The sequence below is a fragment of the Serratia sp. P2ACOL2 genome (assembly GCF_003691565.1).
Lineage (GTDB): Bacteria > Pseudomonadota > Gammaproteobacteria > Enterobacterales > Enterobacteriaceae > Serratia > Serratia liquefaciens.
Genome location: NZ_CP033162.1, coordinates 1,896,251 through 1,922,253 on the forward strand (window position 1 = coordinate 1,896,251; position 26,003 = coordinate 1,922,253).

Here is a 26,003-nt window from a genome sequence, read left to right on the forward strand (position 1 = left end):
GCTGCTTAAACTATGAGCCATAAACATGAACCATCCATTTATCATGTTGTCGGAAAGCTGAATAATCCATTAATATGGATTTAAATGATTTGAGCACACGAATAGGGGGGGATGTGCTAGTTAATATATTATCCAAAAAACCACGCGCCGCGAGCGTACGTTGGTTAGGTGCGACCGTATTGTTCACGCTGTTTACTTCGCCGGCATGGGCTTTTTCTATAGATGATGTGGCCAAGCAGGCGCAGGATCTGGCAGGAAAAGGCTTCGAAGCCCCGAAGAGCAACCTTCCTTCTCAATTCCGTGAGATGAAATTCGCGGATTACCAACAGATTCAGTTCAATCACGATAAAGCCTATTGGAGCAAACTGAAAACCCCTTTCAAGCTTGAGTTTTATCATCAGGGGATGTACTTCGATACGCCGGTGAAAATCAATGAAGTCACCGCGACCAGCGTAAAACAGATCAAGTACAGCCCGGACTACTTTAACTTCGGTTCGGTAAAACACGATCCGGAGTCGGTAAAAAACCTCGGTTTTGCCGGTTTCAAGGTGATTTATCCGATCAACAGTGCGGATAAGAACGACGAAATTATGAGCCTGCTGGGCGCGAGCTACTTCCGCGTGGTAGGTAAAGGGCAGGTTTACGGGCTTTCCGCACGTGGCCTGGCGATTGATACTGCGTTGCCGTCCGGCGAAGAATTCCCGCGTTTCCGCGAATTCTGGGTTGAACGTCCGAAGCAGGGCGACAAGCATCTGGTGATTTACGCGCTGCTGGATTCACCGCGTGCTACCGGGGCTTACCGTTTTGTGGTTTATCCGGGCCGCGACACCACCGTGGACGTTGAGTCCAAAGTGTTCCTGCGCGACAAAGTCGGCAAACTGGGTATGGCACCGTTGACCAGCATGTACCTGTTCGGGCCGAGCCAGCCGTCGCCAACCCTGAACTACCGTCCGGCGCTGCATGACTCCAACGGTCTGTCTATCCATGCCGGTAACGGCGAGTGGATCTGGCGTCCGTTGAATAATCCGAAGCATCTGTCCGTCAGCACATACCAGGTCGAAAACCCGAAAGGTTTCGGTCTGCTGCAGCGCGGCCGTAACTTCAAGGATTACGAAGATCTGGACGATCGCTACGATCTGCGCCCAAGCGCCTGGATCGAGCCACGCGGCGACTGGGGCAAGGGCAAGGTTGAACTGGTGGAGATCCCGACAGCGGATGAAACCAATGACAACATCGTTGCTTTCTGGACGCCAGACGTTCTGCCGGACGCCAAAACTCCGCTGGCGTTGAGCTATCGCCTGCATTTCACCCGTGACGAAGACAAACTGCATTCGCAGGACATTGCCTACGTCAGCCAGACCATGCGTTCAACCGGTGACGTGAAGCAGTCCAACCTGATCCGCGAGCCAGACGGCAGCGTGGCATTCCTGGTTGACTTCGTTGGCCCGGTACTGAAAGGCTTGGACGGCGCTACGCCGGTTGCCTCTCAGGTGAGCATCGGTGACAACGGTGAAATGGTAGAAAACAATGTCCGCTATAATCCAGTGACCAAAGGCTGGCGCCTGACGCTGCGTCTGAAAGTGAAAGACGACAAGAAGCCGGTAGAAATGCGCGCAGCGCTGGTCAATGGTGATAAGACCCTGTCGGAAACCTGGAGCTATCAGCTACCTGCCAATGAATAAGCCTACTCAACTTGCCCAGGATTATCTTGCGGCAATGCCTCTGACCGCTGAGCGGTCAGAGGCGCTTAAACCACAGCCGGGGGCGGATGACGCCCAGGCTTTTGAGGCGCTGCATCGCAAGATGGGCGCTGATGATGCCAACGTCAATACGCTGTCTGCCGATGACGTCACGCTGGCCTCGGTCAAAACACGAATCGAAGACGCCTGGCCGGATGCGGTTAGCGACAAAGATTTCGATACCGACGTGGAAGGGCGCAGCATTCTCAAGGCTACGCCGCCAATCAAACGCACCAGCATGTTCCCGGAAGCCTGGCGAACCAACCCGGTAGCGCGCTTCTGGGATTCTCTGCTGGGACGCACGCCACACAACCGTCACGCCTCCAAAGAAGAAGCCGCGGCGGAAAACCGCTGGCGCGTGGTCGGCTCGATGCGTCGTTATGTGCTGTTGGTGCTGATGCTGGTGCAGACCGGCATCGCCACCTGGTACATGAAAACGATTCTGCCGTATCAGGGCTGGGCGCTGATCGACCCGATGGCCATGTGGGATCAGGATCTGATGCAGTCGGTGCTGCAACTGCTGCCTTATGTGTTGCAAACCGGCATTTTGATCCTGTTCGCGATCCTGTTCTGTTGGGTCTCCGCCGGTTTCTGGACTGCGCTGATGGGCTTCCTGCAGTTGCTGATCGGCAAAGACAAATACAGTATTTCTTCCACCATCAAAGGCGATGAGCCGATCGACCCGACGCATCGCACCGCGTTGATCATGCCAATCTGTAACGAAGACGTCGAGCGCGTGTTCGCCGGCCTGCGCGCGACCTATGAGTCCGTCGCGGCCACCGGCCAGCTCGAGCATTTCGATATCTACGTGCTGAGCGACAGCTACGACCCGGATATCTGCATGGCGGAACAGAAAGCCTGGATGGAACTGTGCCGCGACGTAGATGGCCATGGCCGTATCTTCTATCGCCGTCGCCGTCGCCGCGTGAAACGCAAAAGCGGCAACATCGACGACTTCTGCCGTCGCTGGGGTGGCGAATACAGCTACATGGTGATCCTGGATGCCGACAGCGTGATGAGCGGTGAGTGTCTCACCGGTCTGGTGCGCCTGATGGAAGCCAACCCGAACGCCGGTATCATTCAGTCTGCGCCGAAAGCATCAGGCATGGATACGCTGTATGCCCGCGTGCAGCAGTTTGCCACCCGGGTTTACGGGCCACTGTTTACTGCCGGTCTGCATTTCTGGCAGTTGGGTGAATCGCACTATTGGGGCCATAACGCCATTATCCGCGTGAAGCCGTTTATCGAACACTGTGCGCTGGCACCACTGCCTGGCGAAGGCTCTTTTGCCGGCTCCATCTTGTCGCATGACTTTGTGGAAGCCGCGTTGATGCGCCGTGCCGGTTGGGGCGTGTGGATTGCTTACGATCTGCCGGGCAGCTATGAAGAACTGCCGCCGAACCTGCTGGATGAGTTGAAGCGTGACCGTCGCTGGTGCCACGGTAACCTGATGAACTTCCGCCTGTTCCTGGTCAAGGGCATGCACCCGGTACACCGTGCGGTGTTCCTGACCGGTGTGATGTCCTACCTGTCGGCACCGCTGTGGTTTATGTTCCTGGCGCTGTCTACCGCGCTGCAGGTGGTGCATACCCTGATGGAGCCGCAGTACTTCCTGCAACCGCGCCAGCTGTTCCCGGTGTGGCCGCAGTGGCGTCCTGAACTGGCGATAGCGCTGTTCTCTACCACGCTGGTGCTGCTGTTCTTGCCTAAACTGTTGAGCATTGTGCTGATCTGGGCGAAGGGTGCCAGGGAGTACGGCGGCGGTATACGCCTGTTCCTGTCGATGCTGATGGAAATGCTGTTCTCGGTGCTGCTGGCCCCGGTGCGCATGTTGTTCCACACGGTGTTCGTGGTCAGTGCCTTCCTGGGTTGGGAAGTGGTATGGAACTCGCCACAGCGTGACGATGATGACACCCCTTGGGGCGAAGCCTTTAAACGCCACGGTTCACAGATGCTGCTCGGTCTGGTCTGGGCTGGCGGTATGGCCTGGCTGGATCTGCGCTTCCTGTGGTGGCTGTCGCCAATCGTCTTCTCGCTGATCCTGTCGCCGTTCGTTTCGGTCTTGTCGAGCCGTGCGACGTTAGGTATCAAGAGCAAGCGCGCCAAGCTGTTCCTGATCCCGGAAGAGTACTCTCCTCCTCGCGAACTGGTGGCAACGGAAGAATATCTGCAGCTTAACCGTGAACGCGCACTGAGCAATGGCTTTATGCACGCTGTGGTCAATCCGTCATTCAATGCATTGGCGACGGCGCTGGCTACTGCGCGTCACCATCTGCGCGGTGCCATCGAGCGTAATCGTGAAGAGCGAGTGAACGAGGCGTTGGAGCTGGGGCCGGAGAAGCTGGTGAAAGGCAAACGTCTTGAGCTGCTGAGCGATCCTGTCGCGCTGTCGCGTTTGCATCAGCGGGTTTGGCTACTGCCGCAGGGCGCCGCCTGGCGCGAGTTTTATCAGCAACTGCCGCACAATGAGCGGGCTCATCCGGTGGGGCAGCGTTAAAGGCTGATCGGGTGACCTGTACGGGGAATACGCATCGTGTGTTCCCCGTTTTTTTTGGTATTTGGCTTACGCAACGCCGACAAACTCGCGTGAAAAACTGTGTTAAAATTCGCGCCGGGCGTTGTGGCCCCACAAAACAATCGGGGCAAAAATCATTTTGGTGAATCTCTCTTCTCTTCTTCGTCTGGTATTGCTGGTGGCAGGAGTCACGGCGTTAACCGGCTGCGGCAGTATTATCAGTCGCACAGTGCCGGGGGCCGGGCACGGCCATCAATATTATCCGGGCGTTCAGTGGGATCTGCGCGATAGCCCCTGGCGGTATATCACGGTCATTGATGTGCCGCTGTCGATGGTGGTAGATACCTTTATGCTGCCGTTTGACGCCCAACACGGCCCCTACGAATAAGCTAATCCCCGGTGGCAAATACCACCAGTTGGTAACCCTGATCACCACAGCGGAACGGAGCCAGCGCCGTCATCTGCAAGCCCTGTACATGGGCCGCCAACGAATGCGGGTTACTGTCGTCAATAAAGAGCGCGCCAACGTCGAACTCCTTGCGGGTACGCGCCTTGACGGCGGCGTAGAGCTGCTTCAGCACGCCTTTGCCACGCCAGGCGCTGTCAAGGCACACCGGACCATACAGAAACACCCGCTGCTCACTCAGTGGCCGTCCCTTGAATGATTGGCCGGCCAGCGTGTCCAGCATCGCATCCACCACCGGCGGGTGCGGTTGCGCATTCGTCGGCATCAGGCAGACAAATCCGGCCAGGGCTTCACCTTCGACCGCCACCAGAATACCCAGCCCCTGGTTAATGCTTGTGAGCTGCGCTTCATTCATGCGCGAGACGATAAATCCCTGGCGTTTTTGGCTGTCGCTCAAGTTTGCCGGGGTGTTTTGTGTTTGCAGTTGCAAAATCGCGGGGAAATCTTCGGGACGCGCCTGGCGGATAATCATGCAGCCTCTCAGAAAATCATAGGGTGAAGGGCGGGGGATTGTCTGCTCCCGCCCGTGATCATTCAACGCTCATCCCACTCGTCGGCGGCTGTTTGGCCCTCTTCGGTATCCAACGGCGGATCGAGCTGGAAGTCTCCTTCTTCCCACTCGTGCAGCGTATTTTCCTCAATCCATTCGGCGCTGATTTCGACTTCGTCATAATCCCCGTCGAAAATAGCCTGAGCGGCAGCGCCGCTGCGTAACGTAAGGCATTCGACCGATTCGCCTTCTTGTTCAAAGAATTCGGCCTGCCACATGATATCACCATCAAGCATCACGTATTTTTGCAGATTGAACTGTTGCGGCACCGGCGGTTCGTCGTCGTTACCGCCTTCGGCAGACTCGATAAACTCCTCGCGCGCCGCTTCAACGGCTTCTTCCAGGGTTGCATACAGGCTCATATTTTTCTCCAGTCAGGATAAGCATTGCTCAGGGCTGGGTGCGCCGAAGCGCCATGACAAACGTCAGAAGTAATTGTTGCCGCACTGGCGCAGGATGCAAATTTTTTTGTTGTCCGTTTCGCGACGATAGTTGTCCGCTAAGCGGGAGCAGGAGGGATCACGGCAGGAAATAATAGGGCATTGCTTATTACCGCCAGGAGAGTGCCATGTTAACCGACCCTTCAATCAAATACCGTCCGTTCCCGCCCGTGACCTTGCCGGATCGCCAGTGGCCAGGCCGCACTTTGCAGCAGGCACCGCGCTGGTGCTCCAGCGATCTGCGTGACGGCAATCAGGCGCTGGCGGAACCTATGGATAACGCCCGCAAACACCAGTTCTACCGGATGCTCCTGGCGTGCGGGTTCAAAGAGATTGAGGTGGCGTTTCCTTCTGCCTCGCAAACGGACTTCGATTTTGTCCGCTCGCTGATTGATGAGCAGTTGATCCCGGATGACGTCAGTATTCAGGTGCTGACCCAATCGCGAGACGATTTGATCGACCGTACCTTCGACGCGTTGCGTGGTGCACCACGCGCCATCGTGCACCTGTATAACGCTACCGCACCGATGTTTCGTGAAATCGTCTTCAAACAGGACAAGGCGGCAACGGTAGCGCTGGCGGTTAACGGCGCGCTGCGTATTCGACAGCAGTGCGAGCAGCAGCCGGAAACGGCATGGACCTTCGAATATTCACCGGAGACTTTCTGCTTTACCGAGTTGGAGTTTGCGCTGGAGATCTGTGAAGCCGTTGCCGATGTCTGGCAGCCTGGGCCGGGGCGGCCGATGATCATCAACCTGCCGGCCACGGTGGAGGTCAGTACGCCGAACGTCTACGCCGACCAGATTGAGTGGTTCTGCCGGCGTTTCAGTCAGCGCAACCGGGTGACCATCAGCGTGCATCCGCATAACGATCGTGGTACCGGAGTGGCCTGCGCCGAGCTGGCAATGCTGGCCGGTGCCGATCGGGTCGAAGGTTGTCTGTTCGGCAACGGTGAACGCACCGGCAATGTCGATCTGGTGACGCTGGCGCTCAACCTGTATACCCAGGGCGTTGCGCCGGGGCTGGATTTCAGCCAACTGAAGCAGGTGGTGGAGGTGGTTGAGCAGTGTAACCAACTGCCGGTTCATCCGCGCCATCCTTACGCCGGTGAGTTGGTGTTCACCGCCTTTTCCGGCTCTCATCAGGATGCGATTAAAAAAGGCTTTGCCGCCCAACAGCATAGGCAGGACGGTCTGTGGCAGGTGCCTTATTTACCGCTCGATCCGGCGGACGTCGGCTGTAGCTATGAGGCGGTGATCCGGGTTAACAGCCAGTCGGGCAAAAGCGGCGCTGCCTGGTTGCTGGAGCAGAACCATGGGTTGTCGTTGCCGCGTGGATTGCAAATTGATTTCAGCAAGGTGGTGCAGCAGGCGACCGACGGCAGCGGCAAAGAGATGACCACCGCCGAGCTGTGGCGGCTGTTTAGAATCAGCTATGGTTTGGTGGAACAACCGCGGCTGCAGTTGCTGAGCTATCAGACCGAAAGCCACAGCATCGAGGCTTATAGTTTCAGTGCCAGGGTGTTGTTCGAAGGGCAACAGCAACGGCTGCTGGGGGTAGGGAACGGTTTGTTGTCCAGCGCGGTGGATGCGCTGCGCCAGCGCTTTGGCTTGAATTTGGCGATAGAGGACTACCATGAACACACGCTGGGGCATCAGAGCCAAAGCCGTGCCGTGGCCTATATTCGCTGTACGCTGGCGCACGGAGAGGCGGCTTACGGGGTCGGCATCGACGTCGATTCTGCCAGCGCTTCCCTGCAGGCTTTGTTCAACGTGGCTGCGCGTTATTTAGCGAAATAAGTGCTGGGTGCAACGCCCAGCTGGCGGCGGAACATGGCGCTGAAAGCACTGGGGCTGTCATAGCCCAAGTCCAGCGCCACTTCCAGCACCGAATGCCCGGCGGCCAGGGCATTCAATGCCGCCAGCAAACGGGCGCGGCGCACCCAGTCGCCAAAACGCAGCCCGGTTTCTCGTTGAAAACGTCGTGACAGCGTGCGGCCGCTGACGTTGATGTAACCAGCGGCCTGTTCTAACTCCCAGGGGTGTGCCAGCGATTGCTGAATATGCCGGCACAATCTTAATAGGGCATCGCTGCGCGGTTCGGGCAAATTCAGCGGCAGGATTGGCAGCACACGCAATTCATCCAGGATCAGCTCCATAATTCGCTCTTCACGACCTCCCGCCGGATAATCCGCCGTAATGTCCATCGCACAGATAATCAGCTCACGCAGCAACGGGGATATTTGCACCACTTCGCAGCTTGCCGGCAGGTCGGCTCGTGCCAGCGGATCGACTAACAGCGCTCTTGCCGCCACTTTGCCGGTGATCTGCAGACTGTGTTCTACGCGCGCAGGCAGCCAAACGCCACGCCCAGGGGGGACCACCCAACTGCCCAGACGAGTATTCACCTGCACTACGCCGCTCAGGCTATGAATCAACTGTGCACAGTCGTGGTAATGGAGCGGTTCGAACTCGCCGTGCTGATAATCTTTGGCGACCGGCACAATCGAGCGGTTCGCGGGCACAGCATCATGAAAAAGCAGCATTTCTTGGGGCATCCCCGGTCCACGGAAAATCATAATGGCAGCATGCCACGCCGATACCTTTCATACCAGCCTCTGGTACGGTGAGGCGTTATAGTCTATAAATAAACAATATATAATTTAGTAAATTGTTTGGAGGGAAGATGGATATCGACAGTATGCGGCAGGCGGCAACGCAGGCCGGGGCATTGCTGCGGGCGCTGGGCAATGAAGATCGTTTACTGCTGCTGTGCCAACTCAGCCAGGGCGAGATGTCGGTGGGGGAGTTGTCACAGGCGCTGGAGATCCGCCAGCCGACGCTTTCGCAACAGCTTGGGGTATTGCGTCAGGAAGGGCTGGTATCAACGCGGCGAGACGGTAAACAAATCTACTATGCCGTTTGCGATCGGAAGGCGCTGGTGCTGCTTAATACTTTATATCAACTCTTTTGCCCGGCACGGGAGGAGAGGCCATGACCGTCGACTGGTTGCATTTTACCCCGCTGTCCGCGCTGGTCGGCGGGGGATAATCGGCAGTGCGGTGGCGCTGTTGTTGCTGTTTAACGGCCGCATCGCCGGCATCAGTGGCATTACCGGTGGCCTGCTGACGCCGCAGGGCAAAGAGAAAGGCTGGCGGGCCGCATTTCTTGTCGGGTTGCTGATTTCGCCCTGGCTGTATCGTATCGCCAGGCCTTTACCGGACATGCCGGTTAACGGCAGCAGTTTATGGCTGATCGCCGCCGGGATATTGGTCGGATTGGGTACTCGCCTGGGCGGCGGCTGTACCAGCGGTCACGGTGTTTGCGGCGTGGCGAGATTGTCTCCGCGTTCGTTAGTGGCCACGGCGGTATTTATGCTGTTGGGGTTTATTACGGCATGGGCCGTCCGCCAGTGGGGGGGAGTTTAACGTGATGTACCGATCCGTGTTTGCCTTACTGAGTGGCGCCATCTTTGGCCTTGGTCTGATCGTCGCCGGAATGGCCAATCCCGCCAAGGTGCTGGCTTTTCTCGATGTCACCGGCCACTGGGATCCGTCACTGGCCCTGGTTATGGTGGGAGCGATTGCGGTGGTGGCACCGGCGTTCTTTTGGGTTCGCCGCCGACCACGTACCTTGTTGGGTGAAACAGTACAACTCCCATCTTCCCGCCGCATCGACCGCCGCTTATTGGCAGGCAGCGCGCTGTTTGGCATCGGGTGGGGAATGGCGGGCATCTGTCCCGGCCCGGCCTGGGTGCTGGCTGGTGCGGGCTCGTCAGCCGGCTGGCAGTTCGTTGCGGCAATGCTGGCAGGAATGGCGTTGTATGAAGTTATTCTGTTTTGGAGAAAATAATGCCGATAGCTAACGCGGTGTTGCGCATTGCCCGCCCGACCGACAGGTTACAGGAGATTGCGACCCTGTACTGCCAGGGCTTGGGCTTCGAACGGCTGGGTGAGTTCCGCGATCATCAGGGTTTTGATGGCGTAATGGTCGGGCACCCGCAACGGGGTTATCACCTTGAGTTTACTCATCATCGGGGAGTGGAGGTGGGGCAGGCGCCGACGCAGGATCATCTGCTGGTGTTTTATCTGCCGGATGAACAGGAGTGGGTTACAGGATGCAAACGCATGCTGACCGCCGGTTTTCGGCGCGTTGCGGCCTACAATCCCTACTGGGATTCCCATGGGCAGACGTTTGAAGATCCGGACGGTTACCGGGTAGTGTTGCAACAGCAGGTGTGGGGGCAATAAAAAAGCCAGCGCACCGGGCGCTGGCTGAAAGGGTCAAGCGAAAAGGCTATCAGGCGTTGGTCGCCGGTTTCTGCGCGCTTTTACCCTGAGTATTTTCCATCATGCGACGGATAGGGACGATCAACAGGGTCAATACCGCGGCACAAATCAGCAGCGCAATCGAGCAGCGTGCGAACAGGTTAGGCAGCATTTCCAGTTGGTCGGCCTTAACATGGCCACCGATCAGGCCGGCAGCCAGGTTACCCAGCGCGCTGGCACAGAACCACAGGCCCATCATCTGGCCGCGCATTCTTTCCGGGGCCAGCAGAGTCATGGTCGCCAACCCGATTGGGCTAAGGCAGAGTTCGCCCAGCGTCAGCATCAGGATACTGCCCACCAGCCACATCGGCGACACACCGGCACCGCCGTTGCTCAGCACGTTCTGCGCGGCCAGCATCATCAGGCCAAAGCCTGCTGCGGCGAACAGAATACCGATAACGAACTTGGTGATGCTGCTCAGGCGTACCTTGTTACGTGCCAGTGCAGGCCATGCCCAGCTAAATACCGGTGCCAGCAGGATAATAAACAGGGCGTTGATTGACTGGAACCACACCGCCGGGATCTCGAAATCGCCGATCATACGGTTGGTGTAGTCGTTAGCGAACAGGTTGAACGAGGTCGGTTTCTGTTCGAATGCGGACCAGAAGAAGGCGGCTGACACCAGCAGGATAAAGCAGACCAGCAGGCGGGCACGCTCTTTGCGGCTCAGGCCGGCAAACACGAACAGATAAATAAAGTACAGGGTCACCGAGGCGGCAATCACGTAAACCAGCATGCTGGCTACCGCTACCGGGTTAATCACGATGATGCCTTGGGCAATCAGGGTGATAACCACCGCCACGCCGACGGCTAACGCCAGCAGCCAGCGACCGACGCCGTTTTTCTTGGCGACCGGGCTGTTCCAGGTGGAGTCCAGGCCGACTTCGCTGTCATAGCGTTTCATCGCCGGTACCGCAAAGACGCGGAAGATCACCAGCGCCACCAGCATCCCGATCCCGCCGATGCCGAAGCCCCAATGCCAGCCGTGGGAACGGATCAACCAACCGGAGATCAGCGGGGCGATGAACGAGCCCATGTTGATGCCCATATAAAACAGCGAGAAACCTCCGTCGCGGCGGTTGTCGCCTTTCTTATACAGCGTGCCGACCATCACCGAGATACAGGTCTTGAACAGCCCGGACCCCAGCACGATAAACATCAGGCCGATGAAGAACAGGTTATTGCCCATGACGGCAGACAGCGCGATCGACAGGTGGCCCAGCGCGATCAGAATCGAGCCGTACCACACCGCTTTTTGCTGGCCAAGCCAGTTATCCGCCAACCAGCCGCCCGGCAGGGCAGCCAGGTACATGCTGCCGGCGAAAATGCCGACAATCGCCGAGGCGTTTTCACGTGCCAACCCCATACCGCCGTCGTAAACGGTGGCGGCCATGAACAGGATCAGTAATGGGCGAATGCCGTAAAACGAGAACCGCTCCCACATTTCGGTAAAGAACAGGGATCCGAGCGGATAAGGATGGCCGAAGAAGGTCCGGCTTTCTTGTTTATTAACAGAGGATTGCATAACGTCTTCCCAATAAAATGCGCCGCAATGATGCAGCTTATACTGTGGTATGTATGTGTATTTAAGGAAGGTGATCCACCCAATGTGGATTACCCGACAAAACCGTTGCTGCAGCGCCCGTTAACCGTGGAAAGCGCGTTAGCCTTTTTTCACTTGGCCAATGATTTACAACTGGCGTGATATTATTTAACCATTTGATAACTGGATGATGGTTTTGTCTAGTCCCTGTATCCCATTTTTTAGATGAAAAGTCGACAAACATCTCCTTTCCTGGTTTTTATGTTGGTTAAGGCGGGATTGTTATTGACAGCTGGTTTATTGCGCTAAAAGTTAATTATCTGTTCAAAAACATGGAATTACATTGAGATTATTCTTATGGGAATAGGGTGGAGAGGCGCAGAGGGTATCAATACTAAAAGTAAGGTAAACAGGGACTCGGCTCTGTTTGAGCACAGAACTGGTGATAAATACGGCTATTACTCTTCTTGCAGGGTGTCTTCACGCATTCGCGTCGGGCGTCGTTGCAAACACCACCAGGAATAAATTGCATTGAACAGCACCACCATTGCGGTCACGCAGAACACCGCCCGGAAGCCGTAACTGGCAGAAACCGCTGCGCCCATCAGCGGGCCGCTGACGTTGCCTATATCCCGGAATGACTGGTTATAGCTAAAGATCCGGCCGGCCACCTGATTGGTGCAGTTATAAATCAACAGTGTTTGTACGGCCGGCAGCAGTGCGCCATCGGCGGCACCAAGCAGGAAGCGCAACACGCCGAGCTGCCATGGGGTTTGCACAAAGGCCATGGGGATCAGCAACAGCACCGATACGATTAGCATAAACACCAGAATGCGCTCCGGACCTATCCGGTCGCCCAGCTTGCCTAACCGCGGTGCGCTCATCAGTGCGGCGACGCCGGGGACAGAAGCGATCAGGCCGCTGACGAAGGCCAGGTTATGAATATTGCCAGCCAGGTCGCGCACGTAGAGGGTCAGAATCGGCGCAATGGATCCTGTGGCAACCTGAATAATCATAGTGGTCACAAACAGACTGAGGATAAGCTTGGGGCTTTTCAGTGCTGCGAAAACCTGGCGAGCATGCAGCATGTCTTTCTTCTGTACCGGGGTGAATTGTTCTTTAACGTACAGCAGCGTTAAAACAAAGCAGGCCAACAGCACGCCGGCGGTGATGTAGAACACCGGTCGCAGGCCGTACTGGTCGGCCAGTAAACCGCCGATCAACGGGCCAATCAATGCCCCGCTGACGCCGCCGGTGGACAGGGTGCCCAGCGCCCAGCCGCTGCGATTGCGCGGTACCTGGGTGGCAATCAGCGCGTTGGCGTTGGGAATAAAGCCACCGAGCAGGCCCAACACCGCGCGCAACGCCAAGAACTGCCAGATATTCTGCGCCATACCCATTAAAAGCATCACAATCGACATGCCCAGCGCCGATCGCAACAGCATCAACTTACGCCCGCGGCGGTCGGCCAGACCGCCCCAGAAAGGGGAAGCAATTGCTGAAAACAGGAAGGTGATGCTGAATACCAGACCGGACCACATGTTCAAGGCTTCGTGACCGGTAACACCAAGGGTTTCTACATAGAGTGGCAGGAAGGGCATGATCAGGCTGAACGCGGCACCGGTCAGGAAGCACCCCAGCCAGGTGACGAAAAGGTTGCGTTTCCAGTTGATGGGTTCTGGTGCCGAAGCCATAAATTCCTGCTGCAAAAGGAGGAGCGCTTTGCGCGTGTGCACAGGCAATGGGGCAAAGCAAAAAAGTTAGCCTGGTAAGTATGCGCTTAATTATAGGCGGCATCAATCGATGTGGCAGGGGATATTCTGAAAATGAAATAAAGTTTTAAAAATTGAATATAGACAGTATTCCGCGCTGTGCGCGCGGAAAAAAGCTTACTTAAAGCCCGGCGAGCAGTTCAAAACCGCTGGAGGTTGTCGAGAGGGTTACGTCGGTTATCTCATAGTGAGCCACGGCATTGAAGGGATCTTGCGCCACGATGGTATCCAACTGTGAACGATCTATCCCTTTCACCAGGATCACACCGCCGGTGCGCGGGTTTTTGCGACCGGAGGCGATAAAGGTGCCGTCCTGGAAGTATTTTTTCAACCAGGCGATGTGCCCCTCGAGGTGGCTGTCGACTTCTTCTATCGGGCGATGGTAGGTCAGGCTAACGATGTACATAACGGCTCCTGGATGAACGACGAAGGCTTTACCATCCCACCGTTGCCGTCGTTTCTCAAGATCTGCGGCATAAAAAACTAACCCGCCAAACGGCGGGTCAGGATGTTGATAAAGTTCTGTGTACTTAGACGTTATGTTTTGTTTACTGGTAAAAACGAAGGATTATGTCTTCAGCTTTACCCCAAACATCCGAAAACCACGTTTTTCGGGTGTTTGTCATTAAACTAACCCGCCAAACGGCGGGTCAGAAGTCAGTAGAGTGAAGGCTCGCCTTCTGGGCGGGTCTTGAAGCGACGGTGTAGCCACATGTATTGATCCGGTGCCATCAGGATCTCTTTTTCGACCACTTTATTCATAAACGCAGCGGCCTCGAGCTCATTATCCAGCGGGAAGTTTTCCACCGCCGGCTGCATAATCAGCTCATACCCTTTAGCGTCCGGCAAGCGGCGTGGGGTAAAGGGAATAATGGCCGGTTTACCCATTCGTACCAGCACGTAGCTGCCGGTGGTGGTGGCGGCTTTTTCAACGGCGAACAACGGGGCGAACACGCTGCTGCGCGGGCCGTAGTCGTGGTCCGGAGCGTACCAGATAATATCACCCTGTTTCAGAGCCCGGATCATGCCTTTCACGTCTTTGCGGTCCAGCATGGATTTGTTGGAGCGCATGCGGCCCCAGGTTTGCAGCCAGTCCATCAGCTTGTTGTCGTGCGGCCGATAAACGCCGATGCCCGGATTGTGAATGCCAAAGATGCGGGCGCCCAGTTCCAGCGTCAGAAAGTGCAGACCGATCAACAAAACGCCCTGATGGTTGTCGCGCGCTTTTTGGATATGCTCCAGTCCGCTGACTTTGAACCAACGCTCGATACGCCAGTTCGGCCAAAACCACGCCATGCCGGTTTCAAACAGCCCCATGCCGACGGATTCAAAATTCTGTACCACCAGCGCATCGCGCTCGGCCTGTGGCATATCCGGGAAGCACAACACCAGGTTACGTTGGGCAATCGCCACGCGGCGCTTGAGAAAACGCATGGAAAAACGGCCAAGTCGAGTGCCAAGACGATAAATAATCGGATAAGGCAGCAAGACCAATAAGTAGAGCAAACCGATACCGAACCAGGTAAGCCAATAACGCGGATGCAGTAAAGAACGATTAAAAGAGGGAACTTGAGTCATGTGTTCTCAGCTTAGAAGCAGTCATTTAATGATAATAACAGAGTGATAGTATGGCTGACATCCAGAAGAGATTTGGCCGTCTATCCATTTTCTGCCGTTTATAACCGAGTATTGTGGCACTTTTATCACGCAACGTGAAAAAACACCGCATTAAAACATAATTTTTAGTGATGAATGGACATGATTTGGCGATTAATTGGGCTGATGCGCTCAAAAGGATAAGGTTGGCAGTCGTGGGCGGCGTATAATTTTGCCCAAATTTTTAGGGGGATGTATGTTGGCTTCATGGTTAAGTGCGGGTTTATTAGTCTCAGGAGCACTGTTGGGCAGCGTTGGCGCACACCTGCAGTTAAATCCGTTACTGCTGGTGGCAGGTGTCGCATTGCTGGCAGGTATCGTGATTTCCGGTTTTACCGAATGTCGGGGCAGAGGCTGAGCATCTACCCCAGAATCATCAGTCGTTTTTGAACAACCCTTTCAATACGTGCGGTTCAGAACGCCAATATTGCGGTGGCGCGCTGACCTTCTCGCCCAATTTGGCGGCGGCGTGCCATGGCCAACGTGGGTTGTAAAGGATACCCCGCGCCAGCGCCACCATATCCGCCTGCCCGGTGGCGACAATCGCTTCCGCCTGTTCCGGCTCGGTGATTAACCCCACGGCAATGGTCGGCAGCCCACTTTCCCGCTTGATGGTCTCGGCGAACGGCACCTGGTAATTCGGCCCCACCGGGATTTTCTGCAATGGCGAAAGGCCACCGCTGGAAACATGGATGTAGTCGCAACCCAGCTCCTTCAGTGCTTTTGCCAAGGCTACCGACTGCTGTTCATCCCAGCCGCCCTCGACCCAGTCGCTAGCGGAAATACGCACGCCAACCGCTTTTGGTGCCGGGAATACGGCGCGCACTTCATTGTAAATCTCCAGCAGTAAACGCATGCGGTTTTGCAATGAACCGCCGTACTGGTCGTTACGTTGGTTAGACAGCGGTGACAGGAACTGGTGTAGCAGATAACCGTGTGCGCCATGCAGTTCAATCAGTTCAAAACCTAGCCGTTCGGCGCGTTTCGCCGCGGTAACGAACTGCGCTTTCAATTGTTCAATTTGTTCCAGGCTCATTGCTGCCGGTGAGGCATCATGCTGGGCGAAGGGGATATCCGAGGCGGACAGCGTCTGCCAGCCGCCGTCTGCCCTGTTCAGTTGGCCCCCACCGGCCCAGGGAACGGCACAGGATGCTTTGCGCCCGGCGTGGCCGAGCTGAATGCCCAGTGGCAAAGTGGCGTGTTTTCTTACCGCTTGTATCACTTCTGCAAGCGCCTGTTCCGTCGCGTCGTCCCACAGGCCGAGATCGTTGGGGGTGATGCGTCCTTCGGGGGCGACCGACGTGGCCTCGACAATCAACAGGCCTGCGCCGGACAATGCCAGATGACCGAGATGCATCGTGTGCCATTCGGTGGCCTTGCCGTTATCGGCGGAGTATTGGCACATCGGTGCGATAACTATACGGTTGGGCAAACTCAGTTTCCCCAGCGTAATCGGGGTAAATAGCTGACTCATGACGTCCTCCAGGTCCGTGGTAAAAAGGGGATAAGCTCCCTTAAGGCATATCGAGATTTGTGAGCGACGTCAAGCTTCCAGCCTTTGTTATCACCGGTGCGTTAATGCTGTTTTGAGCTACATTTTCGGGTATTATGTGCGCCGCGCGTGGGCCGGCGGCTGGCGCGCATCAAAATCAGTCACCTCCGAAAGACAGGAAAGTACACCATGCCAGTGTTACATAACCGAATTTCTAACGAGGAACTGAAGGCGCGCATGCTGGCGGAAACCGAGCCGCGCACCACAGTTTCTTTTTATAAATACTTCACCCTCGACGATCCCAAAGCGTTTCGCGACAGCCTCTACGTTCAGTTCGACAAGCTGAAGGTGTTTGGCCGCATTTATGTGGCGAAAGAGGGCATCAACGCGCAAATCAGCGTACCGCAGAACAAGTTCGAAGCGTTTAAAGCCGCGTTGTTTGCCTCGCATCCGGCTCTGGATCAGGTGCGTCTGAATATCGCACTGGAAGACGACGGCAAATCCTTCTGGGTACTTCGCCTGAAGGTGCGCGATCGCATCGTCGCCGATGGCATCGATGATGAAAGCTTCAACCCAGCGAATGTCGGTGAGTATTTACAGGCCGATCGCGTAAACCAGATGATTGACGATCCGGATACGCTGTTTGTCGATATGCGTAACCACTACGAATATGAAGTCGGCCACTTCGAGAACGCCATCGAAGTGCCTTCAGATACTTTCCGCGACCAGTTGCCGATGGCGGTCGAGATGCTGCAGGACAATAAAGACAAAAATATTGTGATGTATTGCACCGGCGGTATTCGCTGTGAAAAAGCCAGTGCGTATATGCTGCATAACGGCTTCAAAAACGTCTATCACGTGGAAGGCGGCATTATTGAGTACGCGCGCAAGGCGAAAGAGCAGGGGTTACCGCTGAAGTTCGTCGGCAAAAACTTTGTGTTTGACGAGCGCATGGGCGAGCGGATTTCTGACGATGTGATCGCCAATTGTCACCAGTGCGGCGCACCTTGCGATACCCATACCAACTGCAAGAATGACGGCTGTCACCTGCTGTTTATTCAGTGCCCGAGCTGTGCCGCCAAATTTGAAGGTTGCTGCAGCGAGATCTGCCGCGAAGAGCTGAAGCTGCCGCGTGAAGAGCAGCGTGCACGCCGCGCCGGCCGTGAGAATGGCATCAAGATTTTCAATAAGTCGAAAGGGTTATTGCAGACCACGATGCATATTCCGGCACCGGAAGAAGATAAAGGCTCAGCCAGCTGAGCCTGAAATAAGCGCGGCGTTCTTGCCGCGCTTTTGCATTACTTCGCGCGAACGCCTTCCACGGAAATAATCAGCTCTACGTCCTGAGACGCCGGGCCGAGATCGGTAGTGATGCCGAAGTCTTTAAGCTTGATTTTACCGTTGGCTTCGAAGCCGGCACGGTAGCCGCCCCAAGGGTCATTGCCTTGACCGATCAGTTTAGCGTCCAGCGTTACCGGTTTGGTCACGCCGTTCAGCGTCAGGTTACCGACAACCGCATAACCTTCGCCGTTCTTTTTCACTTCGGTGGATTCAAACTTGGCTTGTTTATTCTTTTCGACGTTCAGGAATTCTGCGCTGCGCAGGTGCTTGTCACGCTCAGCGTGGTTGGTGTCGACGCTGGCGGTGTTGATGGTGACGCTAACCTTGTCCTTGGACGGATCTTTTTCGTCGAAGGTGAAGCCGCCGTCAAAATCTTTGAAGGTGCCGTACAGCCAGCTGTAGCCCAGGTGCTGGATGCGGAATTCGATAAAGGCGTGCTGGCCCTGTTTGTCAATTTTGTAGTCGGCAGCCAGCGCGGAACCAGCGCTCAGCAGCAGGGCACCTGCGGTCAAGCCCAGTACGGTTTTCTTCAACATAGCAATCTCCATAAGTCCAAAGGTTAATCGGCGCTGCTACCCAGCATCCGTTTCAAAGTAACATCACGATCAACGAAGTGATGTTTAAGCGCAGCCAGAGCGTGCAGTACTGACAGCACCACGACGGCCCAAGCCAGGTAAAGATGAATGGTACCGGCGGTATCGGCCTGCTCCGCCATGCCTGTGGCGGTCGCAGGGATATCGAACCAGCCGAATACGCTGATTGGTTGACCGTCGGCGGTCGAAATCAGGTAGCCGCTAATCAGGATACTGAACAGCACCACATACAGCGCCAGATGGGCCAGAATCGCACTGACGCGCGTAAAACGACCGTAGCTGGCCAGCGGTTTGGGCGGCGGCGAAACAAAACGCCAGATCACCCGGACCACCATCACGATGAACAGCAGCGTGCCGATACTTTTATGAATTTCCGGTGCCTGGTGATACCAGACATCGTAATAGCCCAACGTGACCATCCATAGGCCCAGGGCGAACATGCCGTACACCGTCAGCGCAACCAACCAGTGGATCAACACTGAAATATGACCAAAGCGGTTGGCGGTATTTTTCCAAAGCATGGTGTTTCCCTACTTTCAACATTTTCTGGCTGCAATAATTAAACTTTAAGAAACATAAAATCAATAATAAATTTAACTATGTTACTTCTTTAAAATATTAATCAGTGAATTTGGCTGAGATAGCGTCAGGTTAATCAGTGAAATCGTTGAAGGTAATAATTGTGATTGTGTATTGTTGGATTGTTATTGATTGAAAAATAATGGTTTTATTTATTATTGTCAGCTTTTGTCATTTTACGTAAATAGCGTGGATTGTTCTGGAGAATAAATCGCTAGTCAAGTTTGTCGATTATTTCCAGTCAATGTTCTGCAAAAGCGGGACGTTTATTCATACAGCAATACCTCTGCGGCAGGACAACAGAGTTTGCTAACATAAGACACATCGGATGGCCCGCAGGGTCACACCATTAACACAAAGGAAATGTCATGGGCCGAACCCTGTTGACCGATCGAAGCCTGCGTCTGGCTATCTTGCTGGCAATGTTGGTCATTATTCTCGCCGGCGTCAAAGCGGCTGCGGATATTGTGGTGCCATTCTTACTGGCGGTGTTTCTCGCTATGGTACTGAATCCGCTGGTAACGCAGCTAGAACGCTGGCGTATACCGCGCGTGCTCGGTGTGACTTTACTGGTGGTGCTGGTCGTGGTGGCGTTGATGTTGTTCATCGGCATATTGGGCGCATCGCTGAACGAATTTGCCCGTTCGCTCCCCCAGTACCGCGGCATGATGATGGAAAAACTGAGTGAGCTGCAGCATTACGCCGATCGCCTCAACATCACCATATCCCCCGAAGCGATGCTGCAGTATGTTGACCCCAGCTCGGCGATGAATTTGATCACCCGCCTGTTAAGCCGTTTCTCGGGGGCCATGACCAATATTTTCCTGCTGCTGATGACCGTGGTATTTATGCTGTTTGAAGTGCAGCTGTTGCCTTACAAACTGCAGCAGGCGCTGGATAAACCTAGCGAAGGCATCGCCAATATTCGGCGTGCGTTAGACGGCGTCACGCGTTATCTGGTGATCAAAACGGCGTCATCGTCTGGGGATTTTTGGCTGCGGTCGACGTGCGCTTTGCCTTTATTTGGGGGCTGCTGGCGTTTTTGCTGAATTATATTCCCAACATCGGCTCGGTGATCGCCGCGGTTCCGCCACTGATCCAGGCGTTGCTGTTTAACGGCTTTGGTGATGCGCTGGTGGTAGCCGCAGGTTTTATCGCGATCAATCTGGTGATTGGCAATATGCTGGAGCCGCGCGTCATGGGGCGAGGACTTGGGTTATCGACGCTGGTGGTTTTCCTGTCGTTGATCTTCTGGGGCTGGCTGATGGGGCCGGTAGGGATGTTACTGTCGGTGCCGCTGACCATTATTACCCGCATTGCCCTGGAGACCACCGAAGGGGGACATAAATTGGCGGTTATTCTCGGCGATGGTCAGCCAGGCAAACCGGTTACCCCGGAGTAAAGAAGACTTTCCCCTGGGTTTTGCTGTCGGCGGCGTGTTGCAGTGCCAGTTTATAATGCCGCAACGGATAAATAGCCGCCGGACTTTGCAACACCAATTGGCCGCGTCTCACCAGATTGAACAGCTGTTGGAATGCCGCCTGCCACTGCACCGCAGTTGCCTGTGCGTTCCATTTGCGCAGGTGAAACAGGGAAGTGCGAAGCCGGAGTTGGCGAGAAATATACTGCCAGTCCACCTGCCGGTTGCCGAGCAACCCCAGGGCGACAAAATCGCCGGTCACGCTGACCGAAAGTGCCAGATGCAAGCCATCTTCACCGCCGACGCAGTCGATCGCGGCACGCGCCGCATGGCCCGTGAGCTGTTGCAAACGATATTGCTGCAGTAATTGTCCTTCTACAACCCGCCAGGCACCGGCATTCAGCAGCGCCTGGCGATGGGTGGGATTACGCACCACAACCACCAATCTGATACCGCGCAAAACCGCCAACTGGCAAAACAGCAGGCTGATCGCCGAACCGCCGCCGTTAATCATCAGGATGTCCCCCGCGTTTAGCGGCAGCCATTGTGTCAGCAATACCCAGCAGGTCAGCGGATTAATGTAGATTTGTGCCGCAGTGGCGTCGTCGATGTCGTCCGGTACCCAAATCGCTTTGGCGCTATCGATAGTGACAAAGCTTTGCCAACTGCCATTGCCCATGACGGTGAGCGCGCGTCTGTCGGTAGATTGACCGCGAGGATCAACCGCGACCCCAACCCCTTCGTAACCAGGAACCTGAGGCAGGAGAATACGGTGTGCATACTGACCATAGATGGGAATCAAATCGGATGGATTTATCGGTGCGTAGCGCATCTGCACTAGCTGTTGATTGGGCTGTGGTGCCGGAATGACGGCATCTTCAAGGGCAATCACCTGGTCCGGTGAACCGAATTGGCAAAAGCGCAAACGGGGAAAAGTCTGCGGCATGGGGTTAAGGCATAAAGAAGAAATAGACGTCCAGCGCCAACAGCACCAGCCACAGGCAGATATACAGCACCAGATGTTCGCGGACGTTGTTGACGATCGCCGACAGTATTTTGTTTAGCATTCTCAGCAGCCAAAAGATAAGGACGGGCTGATTATAGTATTTTTGCAGCCAGCGTTAATACTGCCGAGAAGGCAAAGTCGGGTATCGGGGTGAATCTTCGTGTGAAAACAGCCTGCTTTGCAGCAGGCTTCGGTTATACCGCCATCAACGAAGGTGACATAGCGCTGACGGGAACGCTCGGCGGATAAAAATAGCGCAGCACGTTATACAGCGAATAAAATTCTAGCCGATTACGGGCGTTGATTTTCTCTGTGATGTGGCGTTTGTGCACATAAACGGTGTGCGAGCTGATTTGCAGCTTTTTTGCGATGCGGTAATTGGGCATTTCCGCCATCCAGTGTTTCATCACCGTCAGCTCCTGCGGGCTGAACAGAGAGTGTTCCACGCTGCAATCCATCAGTGAGACCGGCTTTTCCCGCATCATGCGCAGGGTGACGGGTAATGTGGCTTTGTTGAACAGGAAAGCGTGGTCAGCGATGCGCATCGGTGTTTCGCTGTATGGGTACGGCGTGTCCAGATAAATAAACAACAGCGCGGATGGGGTGGCCTCGATAAAAGCCTGCAATTGAGCATCATCCTCACTGTAACGACAGTGTTTGGTAAGGTTGACCAGGATATGGCTTGGGCGGTAGTGATCCAGCAGCGGAGTTGCTTGTTCCAGGCTGTGGCAACATTTTACCTGGCTGAAAACATTGTCCGTAAAATAGTTATCGATACCGACCCGGGTGAAGCAGCATTCGTCCACGACAAGCAGTTTCATGGTGACGTCCTTGTTGAGCGAGAAATTACCAGGGGCATATCAGCTGTAAAATAGAACTTACACCACAGGGGATCAATTCGGAAATCCGGATACTTGCGCCAGAAATTTCCGTTGAAATATTATTCCCAATATATTTCAAATTGATACGCTAAATTCAGCGTGTAACTGCGGGGCATAACCGCCTCCGAACGTGTTGACGGGGGCGGTTGTGTCCATTGAGGAGGGTTATTTAAAGCGTTTGAGCGTAAAGGCAGAGATATCTATCGGTAAGGTTTTGTCCTCGGCAAACAGGGCGGCAATCTCGCCTAGCACGCTGGCAAATTTGAAGCCGTGGCCGCTCAGGCCGCTGATAACCATCAAGCGATCGCAGTCCGGCAGGGTATCAATAATGAAATCTTCATCCGGACTCATATCATAGCTGCATGCTTCGCCGTGTAAACATACCCCTACACCCGGCAAGAATTGACGAAGGAAGTGGAAAACCTCGGTTCCGTCACTGGTGAAACTGCCAAAGGGCTTGCGCTGATCCGGCGTTTCCATCGGTTGCCCGCCATCGTGCTTGCCGATTTTCAGTCCGTCGTTATCGGCAGGGAAGCCGTAATAATGGCTGCCGTCTTGCGCTTCGACGGTGAACGCCGGGAAACGGTTGTTTATGCTGTAGCGGCCGTCGGCCTGATGCCAGGAAAATACTTTGCGCAGCGGCGAAATCGGCAATTGCGGCAGCAAAGCCTTGACCCAGGTACCGGTGGTGACCACGGCCTTACGGCCCTGAAAGCGACCTTCGGAGGTGACCACTTCGACACCGCCCTCGACAGGTTGCACCCCCGTGACCGGACAATTGAACAGCTGGCTGCAACCGGCTTCTTTGGCAAGCTTGATCAGGCTGGCAACCGCCTTTTCAGAACGCAGGAACCCGGCATCAGGTTCAAACACGCCGACGTAACCTTCCGGTGCATTGAATTCCGGCCAGCGTTGGTTAATCTGTTCTGCGCTCAGAAATTGTGTGTTAAGGCGGAATTTCTTCGCGCTGTTTTGCGCATTGTGGATGAATTCAGACTGCTCTGGACCCATATTCAGCACGCCGCAGTCCTGAAACAGTTCTTCGCCGGTTTGTTTTATCAACGCATTCCATAAGGCCTGGGCGCGGAGAATGAGCGGGACATATTTTTCGCCTTCGCCATAGGCATGGCGGATGATGCGGGTGTCACCGTGGTGGCTGCCGTTACGGTGTGGAGGCATGGCGCTGTCTATCATTAACACTTTCAAGCCGGCTCGAGTCGCATAGTAGCCTGCCGCCGCACCTACCGAACCGCTGCCCACAACAATTAAGTCATATTCCACGTGCCGTAACCTCTCTGTTATACGTTTCTTATTTCGTTATGATAAAAGGTTGAGCGCCGCAATGCACCCGTTGCGCTGCCTATCGGCAAAGAAAAAGGCGCCAGAGAAAATCGCTGGCGCCTTAGGTTTTTTGGTGCGGTGAATTAGTGTTTTCTACGATCAAGGTCCTGGTAATCCGTTGCTTCAATCTTGGCGATGCCGGCTTCTAAGATATTGATTAATTGACGTGCGACATCTGTGGTGAGCCAAAGCGTTCTGTCTACTTGGGCGTCTTCGGGCGTCTGGTCTAGTGAAGACAGGTAATGAAGGCGTATCATCATGGCGTCATAAACGTCGACAGTACTGATATCCCAACCAACAAGCGGGTGCGTCTGAATTACTTCATCATTTCTGTCCATAAAGACCCCTTATTGAGTAGTAACTACCGTGAGTGACTAACGAGGATCAATGCGGCCCATCATCATGTGGGCCTTTACAGTATACGCATCTGGTTTCGCGGGTGGAGCTTTTCCCTGCTTATTTTGTAAAATAAATATTTATTTGAGTGATTATTCTGCAGCACGCCATGAGAATACATACAGCATGGGGACGTCGCCGTCATTCAACAGCAGGAGGGGGCGGGGCGGCATGTAACCGTTTTTCCAGTTCTGCGGCCAGATGGGCAAAGTGATTCTGCGTTTCCGCATCACGATTTTGATTCTGCGATTCCAGCTTCAGGCTGTGAATCAATAGTTGATTGGCTTTGTCATCCAAACCAAAGGCCAGGTAGGAAAATGCCACTTCAAGTACGCTCAGCCGGCGTTTTTGATCGGCAATCAGCGCCAGCAGTTCGCCAAAGGTCATCGTTTCTTCGGTTTTAACCTTGTCCGGGGCCATGTCAAAGATCTCCTGTTAAAGCATTCAGTACAGACCAGATAAGGCTTTTCTTCCAGCAGAAATTTAACCGCGCGTTGCCAGGCTTCAAATACAAAAAAGCCGGAGAGCGACCCCCGGCAAAAACTACCTTGCAGTATTATTCTGCGCTAAACCAATCGTCGGCACTTTCCCAGGTTTCCTGGAGAATTTCCTCGATCAGGTCTTTATCTGTTTTCAGGCCGCCCAGTACTGAGAGCCCGTTGGAACCGGCATAACGCACCTGAACCACGGCATCTGGAAATTGGCGGTTTACCCGTTTGCCCAGCTCGCCGGTCAGCGCTTCAATGGCGCCTGCCGGTAGCGGTTTGGTTTTATCTATAGTGACTTCAACACGCATAATTGCCCCCGAAGCGATTTACTGGATATTTATACAGTTAACCGCGCGTGGGGGCAATAGGCTGCGTTAAAAAAAGAAGATTATGCTTTCACTGACCACTTCAGCGTCTCTCCGGCAAGGAAGGGCACCACCGTTTCGCTGCCCATGGCGATCTCTTCTGCTTGAGTGGTTGGCACGCGCTGCAGTTCGATGAAGTCGGCATTCACCGGCAGACCATAGAAGCCTGGCCCGTTCAGGGAACAGAAAGCTTCCAGGTGCTCTAATGCGCCCAGTTCTTCGAACACGCTGGCATAGGCCGGAATAGCGTTAGGCGCGTTGAATACGCCTGCACAACCGCAGCTCGATTCCTTACGGTGTTTGGCATGAGGGGCGGAGTCGGTACCGAGGAAGAAACGCTCCGAACCGCTGGCAACGGCTTTGCGCAGCGCATCCTGGTGAATATTACGCTTGAGGATCGGCAGGCAGAACAGGTGCGGACGAATGCCCCCCACCAGCATGTGGTTACGGTTAAACATCAGATGCTGCGGGGTGATAGTCGCGCCAAGGAATCGATTGCCTTCTTGCACGTACTGCGCCGCTTCTTTAGTAGTGATGTGCTCGAAGACAATTTTCAACTCCGGGAACTGGCGACGAATCGGCTCCATAACCTGTTCAATAAAGCGAGCCTCGCGATCGAAAATATCGACGGCGGCATCGGTCACTTCACCGTGAATCAGCAGTGGCATGCCGATTTTTTGCATTTGCTCAAACAGCGGGTAGATGGCCTTCACATCGCTGACGCCATGGCTGGAGTTGGTCGTGGCATTGGCAGGGTAGAGCTTAGCCGCAGTGAAAACGCCTTGCTCAAACCCATTAACCAGTTCTGCCGCGGCCAGTGAATTAGTCAGGTAGCAGGTCATCAGTGGGGTAAAGTTGTGCCCCTGAGGGACTGCTGCCTGAATGCGATCGCGATACGCTCGGGCGGCTTCTACGGTAGTAATTGGCGGAGCCAGGTTGGGCATCACAATCGCCCGGCCAAATACCTGACTGGTATAGGGCAAAACCGTTTTCAGCATATCGTCGTCACGCAAATGGATATGCCAGTCGTCAGGGCGGCGGATTTTCAGGGCTTGAGGCTGTGCGGTCATGTTACAAGGCTCCGGCGGTTAGA

At 54.9% G+C, this 26,003-nt stretch carries 27 protein-coding genes and 2 pseudogenes; 11 read left to right on the top strand and 18 right to left on the bottom strand.

What is annotated here, in order from left to right; translation table 11 throughout:
* The first annotated feature begins 113 nt into the window (after positions 1-113).
* From EBA31_RS09280 to EBA31_RS09290, 3 genes are all read left to right on the top strand, one after another.
* Positions 114-1,682: a glucan biosynthesis protein G gene (locus EBA31_RS09280; protein WP_020826302.1), complete on the top strand. Its 1,569-nt coding sequence runs from the start codon at positions 114-116 to the stop codon at positions 1,680-1,682.
* Complete coding sequence (gene mdoH, locus EBA31_RS09285; RefSeq protein ID WP_122078562.1) at positions 1,675-4,236, top strand: glucans biosynthesis glucosyltransferase MdoH; 2,562 nt, start codon at positions 1,675-1,677, stop codon at positions 4,234-4,236. The genes EBA31_RS09280 and mdoH overlap by 8 nt, the downstream gene beginning before the upstream one ends.
* Positions 4,237-4,396: 160 nt before the next feature.
* Positions 4,397-4,642: a YceK/YidQ family lipoprotein gene (locus EBA31_RS09290; protein ID WP_104410961.1), complete on the top strand. Its 246-nt coding sequence runs from the start codon at positions 4,397-4,399 to the stop codon at positions 4,640-4,642.
* 1 nt (position 4,643) lies between these two features.
* Here EBA31_RS09290 and EBA31_RS09295 read toward each other — a convergent pair whose 3' ends face one another.
* Complete coding sequence (locus tag EBA31_RS09295; RefSeq protein ID WP_115059163.1) at positions 4,644-5,192, bottom strand: GNAT family N-acetyltransferase; 549 nt, start codon at positions 5,190-5,192, stop codon at positions 4,644-4,646.
* 62 nt (positions 5,193-5,254) lie between these two features.
* Entirely contained in the window at positions 5,255-5,632 is a 378-nt protein-coding gene (locus EBA31_RS09300; RefSeq protein ID WP_020826306.1) for a MysB family protein, read from the bottom strand.
* Between the two features lie 206 nt (positions 5,633-5,838).
* On the opposite strand from EBA31_RS09300, the gene leuA reads away from it, so the two are divergent.
* The gene (gene leuA / locus EBA31_RS09305) at positions 5,839-7,509 is read left to right on the top strand and encodes a 2-isopropylmalate synthase (RefSeq protein WP_122078564.1); all 1,671 of its coding nucleotides are present in this window, start codon (positions 5,839-5,841) and stop codon (positions 7,507-7,509) included.
* On the opposite strand, the gene EBA31_RS09310 is transcribed toward leuA, so the two are convergent.
* Positions 7,494-8,255 carry a helix-turn-helix transcriptional regulator gene (locus tag EBA31_RS09310; RefSeq protein WP_046373925.1) on the bottom strand — a complete coding sequence of 254 codons (762 nt, stop codon included), beginning with the start codon at positions 8,253-8,255 and terminating at the stop codon, positions 7,494-7,496. The two genes, leuA and EBA31_RS09310, sit on opposite strands and share 16 nt — an antisense overlap.
* 140 nt (positions 8,256-8,395) lie before the next feature.
* Between EBA31_RS09310 and EBA31_RS09315 the strand changes: the two genes are divergently transcribed.
* The 4 genes and pseudogenes from EBA31_RS09315 to EBA31_RS09330 all read left to right on the top strand — a co-directional run bounded on the left by EBA31_RS09315 (position 8,396) and on the right by EBA31_RS09330 (position 9,959).
* Positions 8,396-8,707, top strand: coding sequence for a helix-turn-helix transcriptional regulator (locus EBA31_RS09315; RefSeq protein ID WP_122078566.1), 312 nt, complete (start codon positions 8,396-8,398; stop codon positions 8,705-8,707).
* Positions 8,704-9,137 (top strand): annotated as a pseudogene (locus EBA31_RS09320) (YeeE/YedE family protein). Before EBA31_RS09315 ends, EBA31_RS09320 begins: the two are co-directional and overlap by 4 nt.
* Before the next feature lie 4 nt (positions 9,138-9,141).
* A complete protein-coding gene (locus EBA31_RS09325) occupies positions 9,142-9,561 on the top strand; it encodes a YeeE/YedE family protein (protein WP_122078568.1) in 420 nt (139 codons plus the stop codon).
* Positions 9,561-9,959: a VOC family protein gene (locus EBA31_RS09330; RefSeq protein ID WP_122078570.1), complete on the top strand. Its 399-nt coding sequence runs from the start codon at positions 9,561-9,563 to the stop codon at positions 9,957-9,959. The genes EBA31_RS09325 and EBA31_RS09330 overlap by 1 nt, the downstream gene beginning before the upstream one ends.
* A 49-nt stretch (positions 9,960-10,008) precedes the next feature.
* Here EBA31_RS09330 and EBA31_RS09335 read toward each other — a convergent pair whose 3' ends face one another.
* The 4 genes from EBA31_RS09335 to EBA31_RS09350 all read right to left on the bottom strand — a co-directional run bounded on the left by EBA31_RS09335 (position 10,009) and on the right by EBA31_RS09350 (position 14,930).
* Positions 10,009-11,562, bottom strand: coding sequence for a peptide MFS transporter (locus tag EBA31_RS09335; RefSeq protein WP_020826313.1), 1,554 nt, complete (start codon positions 11,560-11,562; stop codon positions 10,009-10,011).
* A 476-nt stretch (positions 11,563-12,038) separates the two neighbouring features.
* On the bottom strand, positions 12,039-13,274 hold the full coding sequence (gene mdtG / locus EBA31_RS09340) for a multidrug efflux MFS transporter MdtG (protein WP_122078572.1): 1,236 nt from the start codon (positions 13,272-13,274) through the stop codon (positions 12,039-12,041).
* Positions 13,275-13,473: 199 nt separating this feature from the next.
* On the bottom strand, positions 13,474-13,758 hold the full coding sequence (locus tag EBA31_RS09345; protein ID WP_122078574.1) for a YciI family protein: 285 nt from the start codon (positions 13,756-13,758) through the stop codon (positions 13,474-13,476).
* 251 nt (positions 13,759-14,009) lie between these two features.
* On the bottom strand, positions 14,010-14,930 hold the full coding sequence (locus EBA31_RS09350) for a Kdo(2)-lipid IV(A) acyltransferase (protein ID WP_044549768.1): 921 nt from the start codon (positions 14,928-14,930) through the stop codon (positions 14,010-14,012).
* A 274-nt stretch (positions 14,931-15,204) separates the two neighbouring features.
* Between EBA31_RS09350 and EBA31_RS09355 the strand changes: the two genes are divergently transcribed.
* Positions 15,205-15,366, top strand: a complete 162-nt coding sequence (locus tag EBA31_RS09355) for a histidine kinase (protein WP_122078576.1) — start codon at positions 15,205-15,207, stop codon at positions 15,364-15,366.
* Between the two features lie 18 nt (positions 15,367-15,384).
* On the opposite strand, the gene EBA31_RS09360 is transcribed toward EBA31_RS09355, so the two are convergent.
* Positions 15,385-16,482 carry an NADH:flavin oxidoreductase/NADH oxidase gene (locus EBA31_RS09360; RefSeq protein WP_122078578.1) on the bottom strand — a complete coding sequence of 366 codons (1,098 nt, stop codon included), beginning with the start codon at positions 16,480-16,482 and terminating at the stop codon, positions 15,385-15,387.
* Between the two features lie 207 nt (positions 16,483-16,689).
* Between EBA31_RS09360 and EBA31_RS09365 the strand changes: the two genes are divergently transcribed.
* Positions 16,690-17,760, top strand: coding sequence for a rhodanese-related sulfurtransferase (locus tag EBA31_RS09365; protein WP_122078580.1), 1,071 nt, complete (start codon positions 16,690-16,692; stop codon positions 17,758-17,760).
* 38 nt (positions 17,761-17,798) lie between these two features.
* Here EBA31_RS09365 and EBA31_RS09370 read toward each other — a convergent pair whose 3' ends face one another.
* Together EBA31_RS09370 and EBA31_RS09375 are read right to left on the bottom strand one after the other, a co-directional pair.
* Entirely contained in the window at positions 17,799-18,377 is a 579-nt protein-coding gene (locus tag EBA31_RS09370) for a YceI family protein (RefSeq protein WP_020826320.1), read from the bottom strand.
* Positions 18,378-18,400: 23 nt separating this feature from the next.
* Positions 18,401-18,955, bottom strand: a complete 555-nt coding sequence (locus EBA31_RS09375; RefSeq protein ID WP_046373919.1) for a cytochrome b — start codon at positions 18,953-18,955, stop codon at positions 18,401-18,403.
* A 426-nt stretch (positions 18,956-19,381) separates the two neighbouring features.
* On the opposite strand from EBA31_RS09375, the pseudogene EBA31_RS09380 reads away from it, so the two are divergent.
* Positions 19,382-20,415, top strand: a pseudogene (locus EBA31_RS09380) (AI-2E family transporter).
* Here EBA31_RS09380 and EBA31_RS09385 read toward each other — a convergent pair.
* The 8 genes from EBA31_RS09385 to pyrC form a co-directional block, all read right to left on the bottom strand.
* Complete coding sequence (locus tag EBA31_RS09385; protein ID WP_122078582.1) at positions 20,402-21,379, bottom strand: zinc-dependent alcohol dehydrogenase family protein; 978 nt, start codon at positions 21,377-21,379, stop codon at positions 20,402-20,404. The pseudogene EBA31_RS09380 and the gene EBA31_RS09385 overlap by 14 nt on opposite strands.
* Before the next feature lie 4 nt (positions 21,380-21,383).
* Positions 21,384-21,500, bottom strand: a complete 117-nt coding sequence (locus EBA31_RS09390; protein ID WP_012006315.1) for a DUF2770 family protein — start codon at positions 21,498-21,500, stop codon at positions 21,384-21,386.
* A 133-nt stretch (positions 21,501-21,633) separates the two neighbouring features.
* A complete protein-coding gene (locus tag EBA31_RS09395) occupies positions 21,634-22,260 on the bottom strand; it encodes a LuxR C-terminal-related transcriptional regulator (protein WP_020826324.1) in 627 nt (208 codons plus the stop codon).
* Between the two features lie 225 nt (positions 22,261-22,485).
* Positions 22,486-23,601 (bottom strand): N-methyl-L-tryptophan oxidase, encoded by a 1,116-nt coding sequence (gene solA, locus EBA31_RS09400; protein ID WP_122078584.1) that lies wholly within the window; start codon positions 23,599-23,601, stop codon positions 22,486-22,488.
* 143 nt (positions 23,602-23,744) lie between these two features.
* Positions 23,745-23,999: a biofilm formation regulator BssS gene (gene bssS / locus EBA31_RS09405; protein ID WP_020826326.1), complete on the bottom strand. Its 255-nt coding sequence runs from the start codon at positions 23,997-23,999 to the stop codon at positions 23,745-23,747.
* Between the two features lie 199 nt (positions 24,000-24,198).
* Complete coding sequence (locus EBA31_RS09410; RefSeq protein WP_020826327.1) at positions 24,199-24,477, bottom strand: hypothetical protein; 279 nt, start codon at positions 24,475-24,477, stop codon at positions 24,199-24,201.
* 136 nt (positions 24,478-24,613) lie between these two features.
* Positions 24,614-24,853: a DNA damage-inducible protein I gene (dinI, locus tag EBA31_RS09415; RefSeq protein ID WP_020826328.1), complete on the bottom strand. Its 240-nt coding sequence runs from the start codon at positions 24,851-24,853 to the stop codon at positions 24,614-24,616.
* Positions 24,854-24,933: 80 nt separating this feature from the next.
* The gene (gene pyrC / locus EBA31_RS09420; RefSeq protein WP_122078586.1) at positions 24,934-25,980 is read right to left on the bottom strand and encodes a dihydroorotase; all 1,047 of its coding nucleotides are present in this window, start codon (positions 25,978-25,980) and stop codon (positions 24,934-24,936) included.
* Positions 25,981-26,003 lie beyond the last annotated feature (23 nt).